The 22,846-nt window shown below is 70.8% G+C and carries 15 protein-coding genes and 1 pseudogene; 4 read left to right on the top strand and 12 right to left on the bottom strand.

Annotation, left to right across the window (positions count from 1 at the left end; translation table 11 throughout):
* The first annotated feature begins 1 nt into the window (after position 1).
* The 3 genes from ACH41F_RS04540 (at position 2) to ACH41F_RS04530 (ending at position 5,711) form a co-directional block, all read left to right on the top strand.
* Positions 2 to 1,075, top strand: coding sequence for a HesA/MoeB/ThiF family protein (locus ACH41F_RS04540; protein ID WP_398832896.1), 1,074 nt, complete (start codon positions 2 to 4; stop codon positions 1,073 to 1,075).
* A complete protein-coding gene (locus tag ACH41F_RS04535; RefSeq protein ID WP_391237367.1) occupies positions 1,072 to 2,283 on the top strand; it encodes a hypothetical protein in 1,212 nt (403 codons plus the stop codon). Before ACH41F_RS04540 ends, ACH41F_RS04535 begins: the two co-directional genes overlap by 4 nt.
* A 65-nt stretch (positions 2,284 to 2,348) precedes the next feature.
* The gene (locus tag ACH41F_RS04530; protein ID WP_398832893.1) at positions 2,349 to 5,711 is read left to right on the top strand and encodes an AfsR/SARP family transcriptional regulator; all 3,363 of its coding nucleotides are present in this window, start codon (positions 2,349 to 2,351) and stop codon (positions 5,709 to 5,711) included.
* Here the strand turns inward: ACH41F_RS04530 and ACH41F_RS04525 are convergent.
* The 11 genes and pseudogenes from ACH41F_RS04525 to ACH41F_RS04475 form a co-directional block, all read right to left on the bottom strand.
* Positions 5,687 to 6,463: a BTAD domain-containing putative transcriptional regulator gene (locus tag ACH41F_RS04525; RefSeq protein WP_398832890.1), complete on the bottom strand. Its 777-nt coding sequence runs from the start codon at positions 6,461 to 6,463 to the stop codon at positions 5,687 to 5,689. The genes ACH41F_RS04530 and ACH41F_RS04525 overlap by 25 nt on opposite strands.
* Before the next feature lie 95 nt (positions 6,464 to 6,558).
* On the bottom strand, positions 6,559 to 7,323 hold the full coding sequence (locus ACH41F_RS04520) for a hypothetical protein (RefSeq protein WP_398832888.1): 765 nt from the start codon (positions 7,321 to 7,323) through the stop codon (positions 6,559 to 6,561).
* On the bottom strand, positions 7,320 to 8,168 hold the full coding sequence (locus ACH41F_RS04515; protein ID WP_391237356.1) for a DUF692 family multinuclear iron-containing protein: 849 nt from the start codon (positions 8,166 to 8,168) through the stop codon (positions 7,320 to 7,322). The genes ACH41F_RS04520 and ACH41F_RS04515 overlap by 4 nt, the downstream gene beginning before the upstream one ends.
* Positions 8,165 to 9,958: an ABC transporter ATP-binding protein gene (locus ACH41F_RS04510; RefSeq protein ID WP_398832884.1), complete on the bottom strand. Its 1,794-nt coding sequence runs from the start codon at positions 9,956 to 9,958 to the stop codon at positions 8,165 to 8,167. Before ACH41F_RS04510 ends, ACH41F_RS04515 begins: the two co-directional genes overlap by 4 nt.
* Positions 9,955 to 10,593, bottom strand: a complete 639-nt coding sequence (locus ACH41F_RS04505) for a nitroreductase family protein (protein WP_398832882.1) — start codon at positions 10,591 to 10,593, stop codon at positions 9,955 to 9,957. Before ACH41F_RS04505 ends, ACH41F_RS04510 begins: the two co-directional genes overlap by 4 nt.
* The gene (locus ACH41F_RS04500; RefSeq protein WP_398832879.1) at positions 10,584 to 12,281 is read right to left on the bottom strand and encodes a TOMM precursor leader peptide-binding protein; all 1,698 of its coding nucleotides are present in this window, start codon (positions 12,279 to 12,281) and stop codon (positions 10,584 to 10,586) included. The genes ACH41F_RS04505 and ACH41F_RS04500 overlap by 10 nt, the downstream gene beginning before the upstream one ends.
* On the bottom strand, positions 12,274 to 12,900 hold the full coding sequence (locus ACH41F_RS04495) for a TOMM precursor leader peptide-binding protein (RefSeq protein ID WP_391237344.1): 627 nt from the start codon (positions 12,898 to 12,900) through the stop codon (positions 12,274 to 12,276). Before ACH41F_RS04495 ends, ACH41F_RS04500 begins: the two co-directional genes overlap by 8 nt.
* A complete protein-coding gene (locus ACH41F_RS04490) occupies positions 12,879 to 14,093 on the bottom strand; it encodes a YcaO-like family protein (RefSeq protein ID WP_398832877.1) in 1,215 nt (404 codons plus the stop codon). Before ACH41F_RS04490 ends, ACH41F_RS04495 begins: the two co-directional genes overlap by 22 nt.
* Positions 14,094 to 14,328: 235 nt before the next feature.
* Entirely contained in the window at positions 14,329 to 14,460 is a 132-nt protein-coding gene (locus tag ACH41F_RS04485) for a hypothetical protein (protein ID WP_391237338.1), read from the bottom strand.
* Positions 14,461 to 14,696: 236 nt separating this feature from the next.
* A pseudogene (locus ACH41F_RS04480) lies at positions 14,697 to 15,113 on the bottom strand (NADP oxidoreductase); the annotation flags it as partial.
* Positions 15,114 to 15,567: 454 nt separating this feature from the next.
* Positions 15,568 to 17,484: an NAD-binding lipoprotein gene (locus tag ACH41F_RS04475; protein WP_391237335.1), complete on the bottom strand. Its 1,917-nt coding sequence runs from the start codon at positions 17,482 to 17,484 to the stop codon at positions 15,568 to 15,570.
* Positions 17,485 to 17,777: 293 nt separating this feature from the next.
* Here ACH41F_RS04475 and ACH41F_RS04470 point away from each other — a divergent pair, with 293 nt between their 5' ends.
* Positions 17,778 to 19,805, top strand: a complete 2,028-nt coding sequence (locus ACH41F_RS04470; RefSeq protein ID WP_398832875.1) for a flavin monoamine oxidase family protein — start codon at positions 17,778 to 17,780, stop codon at positions 19,803 to 19,805.
* Positions 19,806 to 20,087: 282 nt separating this feature from the next.
* Here the strand turns inward: ACH41F_RS04470 and ACH41F_RS04465 are convergent, their stop codons facing one another.
* Positions 20,088 to 22,568: a SpoIIE family protein phosphatase gene (locus tag ACH41F_RS04465; protein WP_398832872.1), complete on the bottom strand. Its 2,481-nt coding sequence runs from the start codon at positions 22,566 to 22,568 to the stop codon at positions 20,088 to 20,090.
* Positions 22,569 to 22,846: the final 278 nt, after the last annotated feature.

Raw genomic sequence — 22,846 nt, 5'->3', positions numbered from 1 at the left:
CATGAAGTTGCCACGCGTCAAGCCGGAACACGCGCCGCAGCGCTTCGCGGACGGCACCGTCCGGATCGGCGGGGCCGTGTACGGAATGGCGGCGGAGATCCGGGATCCTGGCGCCTGGGTGTGGGACGCCCTGACGCGGATGGACGGCGTCACGCCCGCCGAGGAGGTGGCACGGGCGCTCCTCGGAACATATCCGGATCTGGGCGAGCACGGCGTGCGTGTCGTGCTGGACAGTCTGTTCCGTTCCGGCTACGTCGAGGACGTGGCCGCGTGCGACACGACAGGGCTGTCGGATCAGGAGCGGGAACGGTACAGCCGGAACCACTCGTACTTCCGTCGCGTGGACCTGCGTCCCGGAACCGACTCCTGGGAACCTCAGCGCCGCCTGAAGAGCGCCCGCGTCGTGGTCCTGGGGCTCGGCGGCACCGGGAGCCACGCGTCCTGGGCGCTCGCCGCCACCGGTGTGGGGCGCATCCATCTGGTCGACCACGACGTCGTCGAGGAGTCCAACCTCACGCGCCAGGCGCTCTACACGGAAGGCGACCTGGGTCGGCTCAAGGCCGAAGTAGCCGGCGAGCGCCTGCGGTCCGTCAACTCCGCCGCCGAGTTCACCTGGGCCGCGCGCAAGGTGGACACCGAGGACGCCTTGCGCGAACTCGCCGAGGACTGCGATGTCTTCGCGCTGTGCGCGGACGAACCCCGCAACGACCAAATCGCGAAGATGGTCAGCCGGGTGTGCGCCGCCTCCCGGACACCGTGGGTGTCCGCCGGGTACAGCGGCCCTCTCACCACTGTGGGCGTGTACGGTCCGGACGGACCGTGCTACGAATGCGTCGGCGCCGGTGAGGAGGCGAAGCTCAAGCCCGGCTGGACGCCCGACATCGGGGGCCTCGGCGTGCTGGCCGGCACCGCGGGGATCTCCGGCCACCTCCTTGCGCACGAAGCCGTCGGCCTCATCACCGGCGTCTCCCGGCTCCGCCCGGGATATGTGCGCGGGGTGAACCTGATCGCCCCCGACCACCTCGTGTACGTTCGGCACCCCGCACGGCCCGACTGCCGGATCTGCCACCCGTGACCGGTACACAGGCACCCCCGCAGGTCCGTGTCACGCTTCACGCGCTGGAGTTCCGCCAGGACCGCGACGAGTGGATCGTGGGGCGCCAGGGCCACGACCGGATCGTCGCCCTGCCGCCGGTCGGCGTGGACGCGCTGCGGCTGCTGGAGGCCGGCCACACCGTCGGTGAGACGCAGGAACGGCTGCGTGCGGACACCGGGCGACTGATCGACGTCGGCTCGTTCGTGGAAGGGCTCACCGCAGCCGGCCTCGTGGCCACCGTCGGGGACCGCTCCTACCCGGCCGCACCTCTTCAGCAGCCACACCCCTGGCTCGACGGCGGACGCTTCCGCTGGACGCTGCACCCAGCCGTGCATGCCGCGGCGCTGACCGTACCGGTGCTGGGAGCGGCCGTGCTCCTGCTCAGCAGCCGGCCGCTGCCGTCCTTCGGCGGACTGCTGTGGTCCCCGTACGGTTCGGTGAACCTGCTCGTGCAGTCGGCTGTCACCTGGTGTCTGATCGCCCTCCACGAACTCGCGCACCTGCTGACCGCGCGGGCCGCGGGCGTCTCGGCCCGCGTCCGGCTCGGCACCCGGCTGCAGTTCCTCGTGGCCCAGACCGAGGCCTCCGGCATCTGGTTGAAGGGACGGCGGGAGCGCCTGACCGTCTACCTGGCGGGTCTCGCCTGCAACGGGGTGATCTGCGGCGCCTGCCTGCTGGCCATGGGACTCGGGGCGCGGTCGTTCCTGATGGACGTGATCGTGATGACGCTGGTGCTCTCCTTCGCGAACCAGTGCATGATCTTCATGCGGACGGACGTCTACTTCGTGCTCCAGGACCTATCCGGCTGCCGCGACCTGTACGGCGACGCCGGTCGCTACCTGCGTCACCTCGCGAGGCGCGCGGGTCGCAGGCTGGGGGACGATCCGCTGCGCGCCCTCCGTCCCGCCGAACGGTCCGTCGTCCGGGCGTACGCCCTCTTCGCCTCCGTGGGCTCCGCGGTCTGCGTCTACTTCGGCCTGCGCGTGCTCCTCGACGTCACAGTGCCCCTGCTGAGGCGGTCGGCGACCCGGCTGACGAGCCCAGAAGACATGGTCTTGTGGCTCGACAGCGCGGTGACGCTCTCGCTCCTCGTGGCCCTGCAGGTGCTGTGGGCGCGCATGTGGTGGGGGAGCCACGGGCCACGCGTGCGGGCGCTGGCGCGCAAGGCGGCCGGAAAGCGCACCTGACCACGGAGGGTGCACAGACCGTCGTCCATTGACGATTCGTAGACCGCTGGTCTACGTTCCGGCGAATGATCTCCGATGGCGTTCGCTTCCGGCTCCTCGGACCGTTCGAGGCAGTGGTCGACGGACGGATCGTCGAACTGACCGCACGTCAACGTGCGTTATGCACCCTCCTGCTGCTCGATGCCGGTCGCACGGTCTCGGTCGACCGGATCGTCGACCAGCTCTGGGAGGACCGGCCCCCTCAGTCCGGCGCCGCTCGTGTGCGGGCCCTGGTCACCGAGGTGCGGCGCGCGCTCGACGATGCGGGCCGGACGGTGCTCACGACCAGGAGCCCCGGCTACGCTCTGTGCGTCGGCAGCGACGGCGTCGACGTGTCCGGGTTCGAGGAGTCGGTGCGGCGCGGCAACGACGCTGAAGCGCGTCGGGACTGGGCCGCCGCGGCAGCTTCCTACCGTGACGCCCTCGCGCTGTGGCGCGGGGATCCGATATCGGACCTGTCCACGGTCGCCGCGGCCGTGGAGCGCCGCCGATTGGAGGAGCTGAGGCTCGGCGCCCTGGAAGGTGCGGCCTCGGCCGAGATCGAGGAGGGGGAGCATCGGCAGGCCGTCGCCCGGCTCCTCCGGATCACCGCGGAGCATCCGCTGCGCGAACGCCCGCACGCCCTGCTCATGCGCGCGCTCCAGCGTGACGGTCGCGTGGCCGAGGCTCTCGACGTCTACGCGGCACTGCGCCGCAGGACGGTGGACGAACTCGGGGTCGAGCCCTCCGCCGAACTCAAAGCCCTGCACCTCAGCCTGCTGGGCGCGGATGACCGCTTGCAGGAGGTGACCGCGCCCGCCGGGCCCGCGGAGCGTGTCATACCCCGGCAACTTCCCACGCCGCCTCGGCACTTCGTCGCCCGGGAAGCCGAGCTGGAACGGCTGGAGACCTACCGGCGCGAAGGGGAGCCTCTCGTCCTGATCGTCGGTCCGGCCGGGATCGGCAAGAGCGCCCTGGCGCTCCACTGGACCGGCCGCACCGCTCCCCAGTTCCCGGACGGCCAGCTGTTCCTGGACATGCGAGGCTTCGACGACGCCGAACCCATGACGCCGGAGGAAGCCCTTCCGGTGCTGCTGCAAGGACTCGGCTGCGCTCCCCGGGACATTCCCCTCGGGCTGGCCGCGCAGACCGCCCTCTATCGCACTCAGCTGGCCGGCCGTCGTGTCCTCGTCGTCCTCGACGACGTGGCGGACCCCTCCTATGTGACGCCCCTGCTGCCCACGTCCGCCGGTTCCCTGGCGGTGGTGACCAGCCGGAGCAAACTGGGCGCCCTGGTCACTCTGGCCGGGGCCCGCAGGATCACCTGCGGTCTGCTCGAAGCGCCCGATGCGCTGCGGCTGCTGGGATCGGCGGCTGCGGCGGAGGCGGTGGCCGCGGAACCGGAGGCCGCCCGCCGCCTCGTGGACCTCTGCGACGGGCTGCCCCTTGCCCTCTGTATCGCCCGCTCCTGGCTCGACAGCGGACGTCCCGGTGAGCTCGGTGCCTATGTCGACGAGCTCACCGGCATCGGACGGCTCGCTCGACTGCACGCGGACCACGACGCCGGCGTGGCCGTCCGGGCGGCGCTCGACCTCTCGTACAACAGCCTCGCCGACGAGCCCCGGCGAATCTTCCGCGCGCTCGGCCTGCTGCCGGGCACAGGCCGGTCCGCGGCGGCCGCCGGAGCGGCGGTCGGCATCGACGCGGGGCACGCCAGGGAGCTGCTGCGACGCGCCGAAGGCGTGCACCTGGTCCAGGACCAGGGCGGCGGACGTTGGTCCTGGCACGACCTCGTGCACGAGTACGCCGGGGCGCGGGCGCGCCAGGAGGACGACGAAGAGAGCAGAAAGGCCGCCCTGGAGCGCATCCTTGCCCACTATCTGCACAGCGTCGTCGCCGCGGCGCGGATCTCCGGCTACTACCTGCCCCGGCTGGAACTACCGCAGATCGCGGGGGCCGGGCCCCGGGAGTTCGGCACCCGGGAGGAGGCCGCCGCTTGGTTCGGGGCCGAATGGGACGACCTCGCGGCGGCCGTCCACCACGCGGCCGAGCACGGTCCGGCCCACTACGCCTGGCGCTTGGTGGACGCCCTGCAGGACCTGTTCCACCACGGGCGCCCGCTCGCGGACTGGACACGGCTGGCCAGCGTGGCGCGGAGCGCGGCCGAACGGTCCGGCGACGAGATCGGGCAGGCCTGCATGTCCCTTTCGCTCGGGCACGCCAGATGGCGCAACGGCGAACTGCGCGAGGCGATGGCCGAGTACGAGCGTGCCACCGCGGCCGCCCGGCGCGCGCGGTGGACGCACGGAGAGGCCATCAGTCTCCAGGGAAAGGGAGTCTCCCTGAAGGTGCTGGGCCGGCCGCGGGAGGCCCTGCCCTGTTACGAGCAGGCGATCGCGCTCTACCGCTCGCTCGGTGACACGGCCAGCGAGGCGGTCATGATGATGAACATGGCCTCGCTGAACATCGCGCTCGGCCGCCTCGGCGAGGCCGACTCGGCGGCGACCAGCGCGCTCGACATGACGACGAAGCAGTGGCATCTGCGTTCGGTCGCCCTCGTGTCGCTGGCCCGGATCCGGCAGAGCGAGGGCCGGCTCGACGCGGCCCTGCCGCTCCTGCGCGAATCGCTGCTGCTGGCGCGGGAATCTGATTTCCCTTACGCGGAGGCGCTGACCCTGGAGGCCCTGGGTCGAGTGCACGCCGACGCGGGCCGGGACCGGGCGGCACGGCTGACGCTCACGGACGCCCTGGCGACCGCCCGCCTTGCGGAGAACCGCAACTGCCAGGTCGACTGCCTCGTCGAACTGGGCCACCTCGCGCTGCGCGCCGGGCTCCGTGACGAGGCGTGCCGCCTGCTCGACCGGGCCGGGGACCTGACCGACGCGGCTGGGTACCCTTCGGGCGCCGTCGGACTGCTCTTCACCCGGGCCACGCTACTCGGGGCCCAGGGCGACATCGACGAGGCGCTGTCCTTGCTGGAGCGCGCCGTCCGCCTCGCGGAGGGAACCGACGTGCTCAGCCTGCCCCGGCTGCACGGTGCCTTGTCCGCGCTGTTGTTGGCGCGCGGCGACGCTGCGGCGGCGATCCGCGCGGCCGAGCAGGCGACGGCGCTCGCACGGGGCACCGGGCAGTCTCTGTGGCTCGCGCGCGCCTGCCTCGGCCTCGCCGAGGCGCTGGAAGCGGCCGGTCGGGAGGCCCCGGCCGGAGCCGCCCGCGGGGAGGCGCGGGATCTGTTCGACCAGGTCGGCACGCCGCCGACACACCGCTCCGCCGTCTCCTGGCGCGCGGCGGCCGACCAGGCGCCCGCCCCAACGGACGCCTGGCGCGTGGATGTCCCGGAACCCGCGGTGGCCGGCCGGTCGCGCACGGTCCGGGATCCGGCGGACTACTTCGCCGGCACGGACGCGTAGGCGAGGTCCCGGGCGGCCTCCTCCCCGCACAGCAGCCGTTCGTGCAGACGGCGCAGTTCGGCTCCGGGTTCGCAGCCGAGAGCGTTGACGATGCGATCGCGCAGCTGCCGGTAGAGCCCGAGGGCCTCGCTCTGGCAGCCCCCGTGGGCGAGCGCCAGCATCAGCAGTCCGGTCAACCGCTCGTCGAACGGGTCCTCGGCCACGCACCGGTACAGCGCGGGCACATGGTCCGCCGCGCGGCCCGAACGGAGCGCCACCTGGAGGGCACCGGCCAGAGCCTCCCGGTACTCGTGGCGCAGCGCGACCCGCACCGTGTCAGCCCAGCCGGTGCGGACGTCGGAGAGCGGCTCCCCGCGCCACAGTGCCAGCGCCTCGTCGTACAGGAACGTCGCACGCTCGTCGGAGCCGAGACGGGTGCTCTCCTCAGCCCGCCGCACCAGCGCCCGGAATCTGGCGACGTCGACGCGCTCTTCGCCCACTTCCAGGAAGTACCCTCCGCCCCTGCGAATCACGTGCTCCCCCCAGGAACCGAGCGCCTTGCGCAGCCTCGTGGCGACGATGTACAGCGAGTCCCGCGGGTTCTTCGGCTCCGCTCGCTCCTGCCAGACCCGGTCGATGGCCACCTCGTCAGGCACGAACCGTCCGGGGGTCCAGGCCAGCACCGCCAGAAGCAGCCCGGCGCCGCCCGGGACACGGATCGCCCTGCGGTCCGGGGTGTGTGTCTCGACGCAGCCCAGAAGTTGCACGTTCATGTGGTTCCCCGTCGCCTCGATGATCGGTCGGCGACCACTGTGGTTCTCGGGCGCTCGGATCTCGCATGGAACCCGCATGGCCGGTGTCCGGCTGCTCACCCGCCGATCTCCACCCCTTTGGCCCGCAGGCCGTGCAGGGCACGGTCCACCGCCTCCACGGAGTACCCGAGACGCTCCGCGAGAGCGGTGACTGCTGTCGTGCCGTCGCATGCGGTGAGCAGCGCGTACACGCCTGCGGAGACCTGCATCGGTCTGATGCCGCCGCCCGCCCCGGGGAGCAGCACGAAACGAGTCGGTACGTCCCGCAGTTCATCGAACGGCGCTCCCGCGATGAGCCTGCGGCGCACCTCCGCCACTGGACAGCCGAACTCCGCCAGGACCGCGCCCCCTCCGAGGAGCGGACCACGCGGGGAGCCCGGCACGGCGGAACGGGGGCGGCTGCGGATCTCGAAACCGAGAGCCTCGTAGCGCACGACGTCGGCCACCAGCCGGCGGTCCGCGTCGGCGGCGGTCTCGGCGGCGAGTGCGCCGAGGCGGTGCGCGGTCCGCACGATGCCTCGCGGCGTCGTCATGTCGGCGGACGCCAGGACCCGCGTCAGGATGGTGTCGTCGTCCCGCACCCGGCGGCAGAGCCGCATCGTGCCCGGCAGGGCGCCCTCCGCATTGGTGAGGCGCTTCCACCGGGTCAGCACGGCGGTCAGGTGCAGCCGGGGTGCGTCGTCCCGGCAGAGCCGGCGCACCTCCTCCACGGGCACACCGAAGCGACGGGCATACTCCTCCGGCGCCGCGGCGGCCTCCTCGCGGGCCGCGCCGTCCGTCAGGAGGTGCGCGAGCAGCGTCTGCACGCCCGCCGCACTCACCGCGTCGCTCCCGCCGCCCACACTGCGGACGTACGGCGCAGCTCGGCCAGGATCTCCGCGAAGTCCTCCGGGAAGTTCTCGTCGCGCTCCAGCAGGACGCCCTTGAGGTCCGCCCGGTCGCGCACGTACGCCAGCAGGGCCAGCACCTGGTCGTTCACGGGGGCGTCGTGCCGATCCAGCTCCATCCACCCGTCCCGGTCCGCGGGCGTGCTGCCGGCCACGTGGATCTGGACCACCCGGTCCAACGGCACGGCGTCGAGGAACTCGTACGGGTCGAAGCCGAAGTTGCGTGCGTTGATGTCCACGTTGCTCAGGTCGAGCAGCAGCCCGCAGTCGCAGTGTTCCAGGATCTCCCGGAGCATCTCGGCTTCGCTCAGCTCGCCGCTCGGATCCACGTACGAGGCGATGTTTTCCAGCAGGAACGGGCGTCCGAGGATGTCCTGAACGTGCTGTGCCTTCTGCGCGATCCGCCGCGCGTGCTTCCGCGTGCGGACCACTGGCGTCAGATTGCCGAGGTGGACGCCCGCCTCGCGGGTGAAGCAGAGATGGTCGCTGACCCAGGGGGCGTCCACGCAGTCGGCCACCTCCGCCACCGCTCGCAGGTAATCAGGGTCCACCTCGTCCGTCGAACCGATCGACAGCTCCAGACTGTGTGGCACGATCGGGAAAACCTCGGCCAGAGCGCGCAGTTCGCGCTGCGCGGCCGGTGCGTCGAGGTAGAAGTCGGTGATCACCTCCAGCCAGGCGATGTCCGCCCGGTGCTCCATGATCCGGTCGTGGAGTTCGGGCCGGTATCCCAGGCCGGTGCCCAGGTTCGGCAGCGGGACTGCGGAGGTCCGGCTCATGCGGGTGCGCCTTCCATGGGGGTCTTCACGTTCTGGGCTTCGACCAGGGCCGCATAGGCCCCGGCGCGGGTGACCAGCTCGTCCGCAGACCCCTGTTCGGCGATCCGGCCGGCGTCCATGACCACGACGCGGTCGGTGGGGTCGAGCCGGGGAATGCGATGGCAGATCACCACCAGCGTCCGGTCGTCCCGTACGGTGCGCAGCCTGTCCATGACGCGCTGGGCCGTCAGGCCGTCCAGGGCGCTGGTGGCCTCGTCGAGAATCAGAACGCGTCCTCCGCACAGCAGTGCCCGCGCGATGGACAGGCGCTGCCGTTCGCCGCCCGAGAGCCGGTACCCGCCCTGGCCGATCCGGGTGTCGAGTCCGAGCGGCAGCCTGTCGACCAGGTCCTCGAGGCACGCCGCACGGAGGGCCTCCGCCATCTCCGGCTCCGACACGGTCTCGCGGGCGAATGCGAGGTTCTCCCTGATCGAGCCGCTGAAGAAGGTGGTGTGCTGCGGGACGAGCGTGACATGTTCGGGAAGAGCCCGTGCCGGCACCGGGGTCCCGCCGAGCGAGAGGGTTCCGGACCCGGCGTCGATGAGCCCGGCCAGCACCATGGCCAGGGTGCTCTTCCCCGACCCGGTCGCCCCCAGAATGATGTTCACCGTTCCGGGCTCGATGTCGAGGTCGACGGAGTCGAGGGCGGGGCGGTCGGCGCCGGGGTACCGGTGGTGCAGTTCGAGGGCTTCGAGTCCGACCGCCGGTGCGACCGCCTTCGTCGTGGAGACAGGGGTGGGGCAAGGCAGCCCGGTGTACTCCATGACCCGGTCGAACATGGCCATCGAGGACTGGATGCCGGCGCTCAGCGACAGCAGCGTCATCATCGGGTCCGCGAGCCGCATCTGCAGCAGGACGAGAGCCATCACCATGCCGACGGAGAGGTCCTGCAGCAGCGTTCCGCTCAACAGGTAGATGATCGGTGGGATGGCACTGAAGCAGAACCCGATGAACGTCTGCGTCCGTGCGCCTACGACACGTTGCCGCACGGTGACCTTGCGAATGTCCTCGCAGATCTCCAGGTACTGGCCGCGCTGACGCTCGGATCCGGCCAGCGTCCGCCCGAGGATGACGCCATGAAGGGACAGGGTGTCGGCCACCTTCCCCGTCAACTCGGTGAGCCTCTGCTGTCGTTCGCGGGCGAGACCCCTGCGCACTGCGGCGAACTGGTTGTTCAGCAGCGCCAGCAGGACGGTCAGGCTCAGGGAGATCAACGCCAGCGGCCACGACACGTACACCATCACGGCCGCAGCGGTGAGCCCGCTCGTGAACGCGGCGACCGCCGATCGCAGGGTCTGGCTGATGAAACGGTCGACCCCGTTCAGGTCACTGACGAGCCGGGTCTGGAGTTCGCTCGGCGCATGGCCGGTGAAGAAGCCGAGCGGTCGGCCCTGGGTCTTGTCGAACACCTCCTTGCGCAGATCCGCCACCAGTCGCTGGCTCAGCCAGCTCGAGAGGGCCGCCTCGCCGACGCTGAGCGCACTGGTCAGGGCGGCGCTTACGAGCAGGACCGCACAGAGTGCGAAGAGCAGACCGGTGTCCTGACGCGGTAGTGCGGTGTCCACGAGGATGATGACGCAGATCGGGCCGGCCGCGCCGAGCGTCACCCGGAGCACCACCATGAGCAGGATGGCGGCGGTCTGCCACCGCCAGGGGCGGAGTCGTGATCCGAGGAATCGCATGACCTCCGACGCGGTCGAGGACCGGTACACGTCCTGGTCGTCACCGGGCTGTGTGTCGCTCGCGCTCATCCGCCGACACCCCCGGCCGGCTGTCCGTCCGTCCCTCGGCCGAGGGCGACCGTGAAGAGGTGGCACAAGCGCCGGTCCCGTCGCTGCAGGGCGGCGTTCACCCGGTAGTGCGGCAGTCCGTAGACGGAACAGTCGAGTCCATGGGTTCGCGCGGCCAGCCAGACGGCCTGGCCGAGTGCGCCCGCGTAGGTGAGTAGCCCTCCGTACGCACGGGCCGGCGCTTGCCCGACCGCGGCGCAGAGGAAGAGCAGCACGGGGGCGTCAACGTAGTCCTCAACGCAGTCGACGGGTATGTCCCCGAGCGGCTCGCTGTCGCCCCACGCGTAGAGCGCCGGGGCCGTTTTGGAGACTCGACGGGCGGCGACGAACATCGAGATCCCCCGGTCCGTCGCCTGGGGTGCCGCCGTGACGGCACGAGCCAGCACCGCGTCCACGAGCCAGGAGGGCAGGTGCTCCCCGGAGAACTCGCGTACGGACCGCCGTCCTCGCTGCACCTCTTCGAGCGGCAGGAGACGGCCCGTCCCGGCGGCGAGAACGGCAGGCGGGCGGCGGCCCATCCCCGCGGGTACGGCGGCTCTCGTCCGTATCAGCTCGTCGACGCGGCCGCGGTGCGCGTCGTCCGCGATCAGAGGCATGTGTCGGCTCCGATTCCTCGATGGGCCCGGTGCAGCAGTGCCGCACCGGTGACGATCTGGTCCTCGTCGTGGAGACGGAGGACCTGGGCGGGTCGCTCGTCCCAGCACTCCGCCCAGGTTGTCTGCCTGCCCAGCCCCGTGGCGGTGGCGTCGAGCTGGGTTCGGGCGCATCCCGCGTCGAGATGGACGAGGCGGTGTGCGTGGGAGTACTTGACGGCGGCCCGCCCGAGAGCGGCGACGAGCACGATCACCGTCGCCGGCGTCCCGTCCGCCGCAAGATCGGTGCCTGCCAGCAGTTGTGCCGCCGGGACGGCGTCCGGGCGTACCGCGATCAGTGCGTGCGCCAGGTCGTCGTAGCGGAACAGCGTTCCCGGCAGCCCGGGAAAGCCGGGCTCGTGCAGCACGTACAGCTCGACGGAGCCCAGGTTTCCGCCGGTGGGCGTCCAGCGCTGCATCGGATCCCCGTCGCAGTCCCGTCGTCGGCCGCCCACCCGTCGCAACAGCTGGGACAGGAACGCCTCGTCCTCGAGGGCGGCCGGACGATCCGGCGCATCCTCTCCGAGCACGCCGTGCACGGTGTGCTCGGCCGAGGGGAGTGGTCGCGAGGGATGGGTCGTGAAGCGGGGGCGTTCGGCCGGCAGCGCTCTGTTGCGCGCATCCTCCTCCCTGCTGAAGGGTTGTCTGTCCTGGAGAAACGCGGGTGCCAGCCGGGTGAGCCATTCGTTGCGGAGCGCCAGCTCCGCCGCCTCCGGCGTGTCCTGCTCCGGTGAACCGAACCCGCAGTCAGGGCAGGCGGGGTAGGGGACGACGAGGTAGCGCTCGGCGGTGAGGTCCGGGAGCGAAATGCGCAAGACCTGGTTCACGAGTCTGCTGCCCGGCGCGCCCAGGATCCGGGACACGACCTCGGCGCAGGCCAGACCCGCGGCCAGTTCGCGCACGGCCGCGGACGGCGCCCCGGCCGGCCCGTCCCAGCCCATGTCCCGTCGGCTCCGGGCGAGGCAGTCGGCGCAGGTTCCGTAGCCGGGATACAGCCAGGGGCCTGCCTCGATGTGGTCCTGCGTGACGGTGAAAGGGAGCACGGGGACCCCGCTGCCGGTGAGAGACCGGACATCCTCGCTGATGAAGCGGATGCCTTCGGGTGTCTCCACGACGACAACCAGGTCGTGGTCCTGCCACGCCGGGGGCTCGTGCCCGGTCCCGTCGTCGCTGCTGAGGGGCCACGGGACTCGCCGGACCTCGGACACGCCGCTGCGGAGGAGATCCTGCACCATCCTGTCGGCCAGATCGTCCTCGGCGACTACGCACACGCGTGCCGCGCCCAGTACGTCGGCCATCTCGCCGACGCCCGCGTACACCCTGCCGTCCCTGAACCGTCCGTAGTGCGCGACGACTTCGTCCGGCAGCGCGTCCAGGGCGGGCGTACCGGCGGCTGGCTCCAGCAACCCGCAGCTGTCGAGTGCGGCGACGACCCGGTCGAACTGACCTCGCGGCGCCCCGAGTTCACGCACGATCTCCTCCTCCGTCCGGGTGCCGTCGAGGAGCGGAAGGATGCGCGGAACGACCTGCGTCGCGGTCTTGCCACGGAGCACCTGCCGACGCGGAGTGCCCGCGATGACGAGCCTTCCGTCCGCGGGGAGAGCCATGATGCCGGGGATGAGCTTGCGGTGGTACACCACGCGATCAGCCATGGTTCCTCTTCGTGAATCGTTCGGGAAGCAGCGCCCGCACGTCCAGCCGCGGCGGCGTCTCGCGGCAGCGGCGGCAAGCGTGTTCGGACACCACCCGGTCGCGGGAGAGCGACAGGTCGGGCAGCCGCACGGTGACGACGTGCCCGGCGGCCGGCCGCTGTAGCTGGTCGACGGCCAGGCCCCCGGCCACTCTGACGTGGAAGGGCAAATGGCCGGCCGGTCCCAGCTTCGGGTCGCGCTCGTAGGCGGCGCGTACGACACTGCTGCTGTTCCCGTGCGCGTCATGCTGCTGCTTCCGCCGGTCGAAGCAGCGGAAGCAGGGGCCCGCGCCCGGGAGGACCAGGGGACCTACCCGGAGCACCGCATGGTCCTGGACCACGGGAAGCCACGCCACGCCCGTGTCGTGAGCCAGACGATCGGCGCGCTCGCACACGGCGTGGTCCGCACGCCACAGGGCGGCGACCACGATGTCGGGTCGCCCCGCGAAGGCCTCGTCCAGCTCGGAGGTTGGGACGTTGTGCGAGGCGGGCAGGGCGGAGGCGACGACGTCGTTCACCCGGTGACCGAAGTCACCGACGGAGAACAGCGCGACCGTGCTCAGGCGAACGGCTGTGGCCATGGGTTCAACTCCTCTTCCGGCAGGACTCTGTGGCCCATGTGCTTCGGCGCCGTGAAGAGCCTGCTGTGCCCTCTGAACTGGGCCCGCGGGTCGACGCTCATCGGTTGGAGATCAGGAATCACGACGGTCACGGCGGTGAGGCCCGCTTCTCTTACGTCCTGGGTGGTCCGGTCGACGACCGCGACCTGCATCCCGGCCTGGGAAAGCCGGTCGACGAGGACGTCCAACGCTTCCACGGGGTCCTCGGGAAGCATCGGGGCCGCCGAGCGGGAAGCGCTTCTGCCCTGACCTTCGAGCAGAAAGTCGAAGGCGTGCGATCTGCTGCCGACGGCCATGAACCGGGCGGAGTCCACCACGTTCCCCGTGATTTCCTCGATGCTGTCCGCTGCCTCGCCGGCGTGGATCAGATCACCGAGGTTCATCGCTTCGAGCAGGGCGCTCTCGGCGGCCCCCGCCAGGGACCGTCCCGCACTGGCCGTCACGAATCTGGAGGCACGGGGGTCATGGTCGGCCGCGATCAGGCAGTAGACCGTGGGCACACCCAGCTCCGAGGTGGCGTCGAGCAGAACCGGTTCCATGAACCGGCCCTCGAACCAGGCGATCAGCTCTCGCGTTTCTTCGGTGAACTCGTCCTCGGCGACCGGACGAAGGGGCAGCCGCTGCAACCAGGTGACCGCCACGCTGTCGCGCTCGATCACCTCGAACGCCGCGCGCAGGACGGCCTCCACGGGATCGGTGTGCACCGCGTGCCCGGTCGAGATCCGATTGCAGAACCGTTCGGCGGGGACAGCGGGGGCCAAGGCGTAGTTGACCATGACGGCGGGTACCCAGAGCGGCTCGCCCTTGATCAGGTCCAGGCCGCGGACCCATCTGACATCCGCCTCTTCGTCGAACGGGGCCAGGGGCGCCTTCTCGTGGGCGTATTCCCCGGCCGAACAGCGGGGATACCGGTGCGGCTCCAGGCATTCCCCGGCCAGGTCCACCGCGCGCGCCCAGATCGGCTCCTCGTCGAACGGCGCCATACTGGCGTACCGCTCGGCCCCTTCGGCGATGGCCACGAGCTCCGCGTGCCCGGCCGACTCCAGTCTGACCCCCTTGCACAGCTCAGGGTCCTCGCACGCGGCAGCGACTCCGGCCAGGCCGCTGCCGATCACCGACAGGCAGCCGTACACGTTCCGATCCGAGACGCGCACCCGTGTTTCCTCGGTCCGCGCCACAATCCCGTACGGGGAGACGATGCGACGCAGCGCGGCCAGCGTCCCGTCCGTGCCCTGCCCACTCCGGCCCACTGCACTTCTTCCTTCCACCTCAAGCTCCACGACCTCATCCGAGATCGAGCACACCGGACCACCAGGACTCAGCCTGCGATGTGGTCCGGTGTGGCTCTCTCGGGGATCAGCTCCCCATACCGCGCCTAAGCGCCGTGGTTCACGGGCAGAGGCCGGCGGGGGTGCAGGAGTTGGTGGCACACGGGCCGGAGCACCCGCTGCACGGGATCCCCATGGGGACGAGCTCGCTCTCCTCGAACTCCTCGATCTCGAGGTCGAATTCCTCGGTCATCTCTGACTCCTCTTCCGTCGGTCGGTACGGCGGAGCGGACTTGCTCCTGAAGATCAGCATCGGGACCGGATCTGTCAGCGATCTGTCAGCGATCTGTCACGCCGTACCGAGGGATGTCGGTGCACAGGCCGCTCCCGTCCTTTGGAACACCGCAGCGGTGCCATTGCCGGGCTGCAGGCGCCCCGCGACATCAATTCGCGGAAAGCCGTCAGATCCGTGCCCGGCGCCCCGAACTCCTATCGCAAAGCCTTTTCGGCGTCTTCTGGTTCCTCGTGTCCCGGTCCGGCGGCGTAGGCCAGCGGGGGTGCGATGGCTTGGGCATCGGCTCCCTCGCCGACCCATAGCCCGATGAAGAGCGCGGCGGTAGCTTCCAGGAGTCCCGCTCGTTCGAGACCGCCGCCGGCCACAGGCTCGCAGCCGACATGCCGTACCAACTGGTGCACAAGAGCGAGAGCCGTTTCGTCGTCTCCGCAGACCGGAACGGCCAGTGGTCGCCCGTCGAAGACGGGCGGCGACATGCGCCACACGTCCTCGTGGCAGAGATTGAACGCCTTGACTACATGCGTTCCCGGTGCCGCCGCGGCCAGTTGCTGTGCAGCCGAGAGGCCGCCCTGTGTCAGTAGCAGGAAGCCCGGACCGACCGGGTTCGAGCAGCTGCCCGGTGAGCGGCGTGACGGGAACCCGTGACCTGTACCTGACGTTCAGCGGCGGCAGCGGCTTCTTGTTCAATGTCAACTGGTGGCAGTTCACCCGCGCCGCGGAACCGCACCGCGTTGACTTGCTCCTCGGGTTGAAGCCCGAGAGTTCCGTCCTTCCCGTCCGTGCTGTGCCACTACATGACACAGCACGGACGGGAATCCGTGGCTTCCTGCTTCATTGCCGCACGGTGAGGAACTCAACTCGCACCGCGCGGGGCTCCACTCGGACGCCGAGCCCGTCTGCGTCGTCGCCACCAGGGCTTTATGGGAAACCCGGCACGTTCTCAGTCGAGCAATACGTCCTGCTGACCACCCCGTCCGAGCTCGACCCTGAGATGCCCACCGACGCCGAGGCCGCCGTTGCCGCAGCCGCAGCCGCTCCCGTCCCCGTCCCTCGCCGCGATCGCGGTCACCCATCAGACGCCGGGGCGGTATCGGTCCGCGTGATCACGACGACTTCGTCGCGATCGGTCCAGCACCGTCGTTCGTTCTTGTCCGGGTTGATACGCACCCCGTGGTCGGGGACGGCCGTGGCGCGGTCGTGTCGGCGGTAGCCGATGGCGCATTCGCGGCGCTGCTGCGCCGCTGCGACGACCGTGGCGAAGGACGCGTCACAGCCGGGCAGAACGTAGGACGCCGCCGGTCGCAGGTGGATCTGACTGCCGGTGAGGGAGAAGAGTTCCTCGAACACGGCGGCCAGGTGCCGGTTCTGGGAGATCTGAGCCATCAGCAGGCCGATGAGTTTTCCGCTGATGATGACGTCGGCTCCGGGGCTGATGGGCGCGAGCATCCGGTTGCGGTCGTCGGTCATCTCGGTGACCACCGGCAGCTCCCGTCCGGTCTCCCGTTCCAGCATGTGCAGGACGAGGAGCGTGACGAGGGTCCGGTTGTCGGCCTCGTCGGGCCGCTGTCCCGGAACGGGGTCCGGGCCGAGCACGACGACGCTGTCGTACGAGTCGATCTCCAGGCACCGTAATGTCTCGGGTCGGGTGACGTCTCCGGGGCGGAAGGTCATGGTCAGACGGGGAGCGAAGTCTCTACCGGCGTCCCGTACTTGCTCGGCTGTCACCTCCTCCGGGTCCGCGACCACGGCGATGACCGAGCCGTGCACGGCGTACCGGCCGAACTGGTCGACGATGAGTGAGGCCCGCCGGTTCCAGCCGAGGATCAGGACCCGCTCGGGCCGGGCCTTCGCCGGCTGCCAGGGAGTCATGACCGACTCGTCGACGAGCCCGGAGCAGTCGCTGAGCCGCGCGGTGTCGTCGTCCCGTGTGATGACGATCAGCTGGTCGCCGGGGCCGAGCAGGGTCTGCGGCGGCGGGTTCAGCAAGGGCCTGCCGTCACGCAGCAGGCCCACCACGCTGGAGGCGGCGTAGGCCAGCAGCGTGTCGCCGAAGGAGCGGCCGGTCAGCGCCGGATCGGAGGTGAGGTAGAACTCGTCTCCCGCGAAGTCCAGGAGATCGCGGTACACCAGGGAGATTCCCGGACGGCGGGCGGACTGAACGATCAGCCGGGCGATGATCGCGTCGCTCTCCAGGACGGTGCCGTTGGTCCCCGCGGCGAGGGAGGCCGCCAGCCGGTACCGGTCATCTCTGACGGCGGCGGCGACGGGCGGCCCTTCCTCCCCGCCCAGTGCGGCCCGCAGCGCCAGCAGTGTCTTGACCACTTCCGGATCCGCTGACGGATCGTCGTGAGGCAGCACCAGCACGGCACTGGCCGCACCAGGGTTGGTCAGGGAGAGCAGATCGGGGTCGGTGGGAGAACCGCTGCGGCAGACCAGCCGGGTACGGCCGGTGGCGCCCACCTTGCTGCCGAGGGCCTCCTCCATCGTGGTCTTGTCCCGGTCGGCCAGTACGGCCACCGCGCCGTAGCGCTGATTGGCGTTGGCGGCCACCAGTTCGCTCACTACCGTGAACACCTGCTCGGACCAGCCCAGCACCACCGAGTGCCCCTGCTCGATGACGGTGGAACGGCCCCGCCGCAGTGCGGTGAGCCGCTCGGTCAGTCCGGTGGTGATCAGACCGACGAGGGTGGAGACGTACACCAGGGCGACCAGAGCGAGCAGGACCGACAGCAGCACGCGCAGGAGCGGGCCTGTCGTCCCACCGAGCCGCAGTGTCTCACCGCTGAGCCGCCAGACCGCTGCCAGCCTCCCGGAACGGGACGTGGGTGCATGCGGGTCCGTCCACACCAGCACGGCGCTCACCGGGAAGACGACGACGAGACAGCCCACGGCCAGCCAGCCGACGAGCGCGGAGGTGCCGCGTGTCAAAGTGGTGTCGAACCAGTAGCGTGCCTTGCCTTTGAGTGAAGTCCCTCGTCCCACGCCTGCCCCCTGTTCTGCCGGGAGTTCCGGCGGCGGCAGCCGTGCCGCTCCGGTTCGCCCCGCCCGTCCCCGCGCCCACCACGCACGGCCACGCGGCCATCTGGAAGTGTGCCGATGAGCTGGCTCGACACGCGGGTCACCGGCTGTCTTTCATCCCTTCGGGGATGTCGCCGAGGGGACCGCTCCGCAGGCATCCGGCTGCGCGTCACCGGTTTGACGCCGGAATCGCTCGTTCGGGGCAACGTCGCGGCCCAGTCGGGCGAGTCGGATCGGCCCGCCGTTACAAGTGGGTCATGACTGAAGATCACAAAGCTGGCGTGGCACGTTCAGGCCTGTCCAGGCGAAGCTTCACCACGGCGACGGGAACGGCAGCGGCGGCCACGGCACTGGCCAGTGGCACGCCCGCCACGGCCACGCCCGTACAGGCCGTCCCGGCCGCACCGGCGCCCACTCGGGGCGCGGACTTCGACAGGTGCCTGGCTGTGGCCCGGGCACTGCTGGTCGTGGACGACCACGACCGCCCCTTGGTCCCACACTACGAGCGCGTACTCAAGGAGGGACTGCCCACCGGGCGGGGTGCCGCCCCCAGGAAGGTCCTGGTCGTCGGAGCCGGCCCGGCGGGTCTGGTGACGGCGTTACTGCTGAAGCGGGCCGGTCATCACGTGACCGTTCTGGAGGCGAACGGCAACCGGGCGGGCGGACGCATCAAGACCTTCCGCCGTGGCGGCCACGAACGGGCGGCGCAGCCCTTCGCCGACCCCCGCCAGTACGCCGAGGCGGGTGCCATGCGCCTGCCCGGCAGCCATCCGCTGGTGATGGGTCTGATCGACCAACTGAGCCTGAAGAAGCGGCGTTTCCACTACGTCGACGTCGACGGTGACGGCCGGCCCGCCAACCGCACCTGGATCTACGTCAACGGTATCCGGATGCGGCGTGCGGAGTACGCCCGTGCGCCCCGCCGCATCAACCGGTCCTTCGGCGTGCCGCGCGCCCGCTGGGACACTCCTGCCGCGGCCATCCTCCGGTCGGTACTGGACCCGGTGCGCGACGAGTTCAGCACCCTGGGCGCCGACGGCAAGCGGGTCGACAAGCCGCTGCCGGAACGGGTGCAGGGCTGGGCCAGGGTCATTCAGCGGTTCGGCGACTGGTCGATGTTCCGCTTCCTGACCGAGCACGCGGGGCTGGACGAGCGCACGGTCGACCTGATCGGCACCCTGGAGAACCTCACGTCGCGCCTGCCCCTGTCGTTCATCCACAGCTTCATCGGCTCCTCCCTCATCAGCCCCGACACCGCCTTCTGGGAGCTGGAGGGCGGTACCGCGGTGCTGCCGGACGCGCTGCTGACGCGGGTGCGCGACACGGTCCGGTTCGACCGCAGGGTCACTCGCATCGAGTACCACGATCCCGAACGCCCCTCCTCCGACACCCGGCACGTCGGCCGCACGGGCCCTCAGGTGTGGGTGGACACGGTGTCCGAGGGGCGCGACGGCCCGGTGGTGCGCGAGCAGTTCACCGCGGACGCCGCCGTGGTCACCGTGCCCTTCTCCGGTCTACGGCACGTACAGATCAGCCCCCTGATGTCGTACCGCAAACGCCGCGCCGTCGCGGAGCTGCACTATGACAGCGCCACGAAGGTGCTGCTGGAGTTCAGCCACCGCTGGTGGGAATTCACGGAAGCCGACTGGAAGCGCGAGCTGGGCCGGATCGACTCGAAGCTGTACGACGCCTACCGCACCGGCCGCGCACCCGCCGACGGCAGTCTGCTGGGCGCCCATCCCTCCGTGCCGGCCGGCCACATCACCCCGGGCCAGCGCACCCACTACGCCGCGAACCGTGCCGTCTCCCGTGACCAGCCCGAAGCCACACACGTCGTGGGCGGCGGCTCGGTGTCGGACAGCGCCAACCGGTTCATGTACCACCCCTCCCACCCGGTGCCCGGCAGCTCCGGCGGAGTGGTGCTGGCCTCCTACAGCTGGGCGGACGACGCACTTCGCTGGGACTCCCTGGACGACGAGGCCCGCTATCCGCACGCCTTGTGCGGATTGCAGGAGGTCTACGGCCAGCGCGTCGAGGTCTTCTACACCGGCGCCGGACGCACCCAGAGTTGGCTGCGCGACCCCTACGCATACGGAGAAGCCTCCGTACTACTGCCCGGCCAGCACACCGAGTTGCTGCCTTCCATCCCCGTGCCCGAGGGCCCGATGCACTTCGCGGGTGACCACACCTCCCTCAAGCCGGCCTGGATCGAGGGCGCCCTGGAGTCCGCGGTCCGCGCCGCCTTGGAGGTGCACACCTCGTCACCCCTTCGACGGCCCGCCTAGTACTCCAACAGCGGTTCGCCATCTGGCCTGCTCTGAGGCGTTGTCGGGAGTGCAGGTGGCTGGTGGCGTTGCCAGGGGCGGTCTTGCCGGACCGCCCCTCCGGCGAGTGGCAGGGCGTGGATGCGAAGCGGCGGGCAGGGGCGGTGCGCGAGGCCAACTGCCTGCAGCCGGTGGTCGTCTCGGGTGGGGTGCCGGCCATCACCGGGTGGCGGGATCGCCGACGGACGAGCAGCCGTCGCCGTGTCCTGGCACGCCGCCGGCGCCGCTCCGCGAGTTCAGATCTCAGTACGGCCCAGAGACAGGAAGGGTCTGCGCGCACCAGATCGTCTTGCCGTTGCTGGTGTGCCGGGTGCCCCACCCTTGGGTGAGCTGGGCGACCAGCAGCAGTCCCCGCCCGCCCTCGTCGAAGGCGCGGGCCCGGCGCAGGTGCGGAGCGGTGCTGCTGGCGTCGGAGACCTCGCAGATCAGGGAGGTGTCGCGAATCAGTCGGAGCCTGATGGGCGGCTCGCCGTATCTGATGGCGTTGGTGACCAGCTCGCTGACGACCAGTTCGGTCACGAACGCCGCCTCCTCCAGGCCCCAGACGTCCACCTGATCGACAGCGGCCTTCCTGACGCGCGGCACCTGCGCGGTGTCGGGTTCGACGTCCCAGTCGGCGACGTGGTGGGGATCGAGCGCATGACTGCGAACGAGCAGCAGGGCCGCGTCGTCGGTGCGCCGGTCGGGGAGCATGGCGTCCAACACCGTGTCGCACAGGGCCTCCAGCGAGGGGGCCGAGGGGTCCAGGGCGCGCTGCAGTTCGGTGGTCCCCTGGTCCACGTCGCGCTCGCGGCTTTCCACCAGTCCGTCGGTGTAGAGGGCGAGCAGGCTGCCCTCGGGCAGTTCGAGCTCGGTGGCCTCGAACGGCAGACCGCCGATGCCGAGCGGCGGTCCCGGCTGGACGGGTACCGGGACACTGGTGCCGTCCGGGTGGATGATCAGCGGCAGGGGATGGCCGGCACTCGCCAGCGTCAGACGCCGGGAGACCGGGTCGTAGACGGCGTACAGGCAGGTGGCCCCGGTCTCGCCGGTCGGCTGGAAGTGGCTGGCGGGCTGGACGTCGCTGGCGAGGTGGAGGACGAGGTCGTCCATGTGGGTCAAAAGCTCGTCCGGCGGCAGGTCGACGTCGGCGAGAGTGCGGACCGCCGTCCGTAGCCGGCCCATGCTGGCCGAGGCGTGCAGGCCGTGTCCGACGACATCACCGACGACCAGCGCGACCCGCGCGCCGGACAGCGGAATGACGTCGAACCAGTCACCGCCCACTTCCGTGCCGGTCCCGCCGGGCAGGTAGCGGGAAGCCACCTCGACCGCCTCCTGGATCGGCAGTCCCTGCGGCAACAGGCTGCGTTGCAGGGTCAGAGCGGTCGTGCGCTCGCGTGCGTACCGGCGGGCGTTGTCGATGGCACCGGCTGCCTTGGCGGCCAGTTCCTCGGCGAGGATCAGATCGTCGGCGGTGAATGCCTCGGGCCGGTCCAGGCGGGAGAAGGCGACGACACCCAGGAGTGCGCCACGTGCCCGCAGCGGCACGGTGATCCGCCCCGTCAGCCCGTTGCTGGCGATGGACTCGTCGATCACCGGGTTGCCCGGAGGCCAGTGGGCCGGGTCGGCGGCGAGCCCGGGCCCGAAGGCCCACTCGCCGCCCTGTCCGGGCTCCGCCGCGAGCTCAACCGTGGACCTGCCGGCGACCATGCAGCGGGCGGCGACGGAGCCCGCAGGGTGACTGACCGGCGTCGTGGGCCCGGCAGCCGGGTCGGCGCCCTCTTTCGCGCTGTGCTGGGCGGCACGGCGGAGCGTGATCGTCTCGTCGGGGTCGAACGTCGAGACGGAGGGCGGTTCCTCTCCGCGCAGCACCTCGTCGAAGAGATCCACGCTGACGAGGTCGACGAATCCGGGCACCGGGGCCATGGCCAGTTCCTGGGCGGTGCCGGTGACGTCGAGGGTCCGGCCGATACCGGCGCTGGCCTCGTTGAGGATGAGCAGGCGTTGCCGGGCCCAGTACTCGGCGCTCATGTCGAATCCCCAGTTGGCGACCGCGCGGACCCTGCCCTTGGCATCCCGGACGGGCCAGATGCTGGTGGCCCAGGCATTGGCGTAGTCACTGCCGCGAGGGCGGAAGACGGTGATCAGACGCGTGGCCTCGCCCGTCCTCACCACCTCGGCCAGCGCGTCGGTGTAGGGCTTGTCGTCCCTTTCGGGAAACAGTGTGCGGTCGAATTCAGGAAGCACCTCGCGGTACTTCTTACCGAGCACTTGCTCCTCGGAGTGCGCGATCACCCGGCAGGAGGAGGCGTTGATCCACAGGAACCGCAGCTCAGGGTCGTAGACGCCCAGGGCGAAGGGAGACTGCTCGAAGGCCCGGTCCGCGATCACCGGGCGGCGTCCCCACCGCTGGACGGTCATCACGTGACCCAGTGCCCGGCCGTCGGGGCCGGACAGCGGGTGAGCCGTCACGACGGCGTCCACCGTGAAGCCGTCCCGGTGGCGCAGGGTGATGAACCCCGTGGGGTCGGGGCCTGTGCCGTAGCCCTCGGGGAAGCCGGGCGGCGCGGGATCGACCAGCAGCTCCGTCACGGCGCGTCCGACCGTGTCCTCCGCCGTCCAGCCCAGCAGCAGCCGGGCCCCCTCGCTCCAGCCGCTCACGGTGCCGTCCGGGTCCACCACGGCAACGGCAGTGGGCGCGTCCTGCTTGCCGGATATCTCCACCCGCCACGCCTCCGTCCGCATCGCCGAGCCCGTCAGTGCTGGTTTCAGCGGTTGCTTCCAGCCTAGATCGGGCCCCGCTCCGCTGCGAATGGCCCGATGGGGGGTGCCAGGCGCTGGGAGCTGGGAGCTGGGTGCCGGAGCGACCGGGGCCGGGGCCTGCGCGTCCTCGCGGCAGCGGCCGTGGTGCGCCCACCGAGGTGGGACGCTTGTCGTGTACGCACCATCAGGCCCCAGGGTGCTTTTCACGCCAGTGTCGGCTGGCTGATCCTCAGCGGACTCGGGTCCGGGAGGGCCTTCAA

Source organism: Streptomyces sp. NPDC020489 (genome assembly GCF_044386545.1).
GTDB lineage: Bacteria > Actinomycetota > Actinomycetes > Streptomycetales > Streptomycetaceae > Streptomyces.
This window is presented reverse-complemented; position numbering and strand designations above follow the sequence as displayed.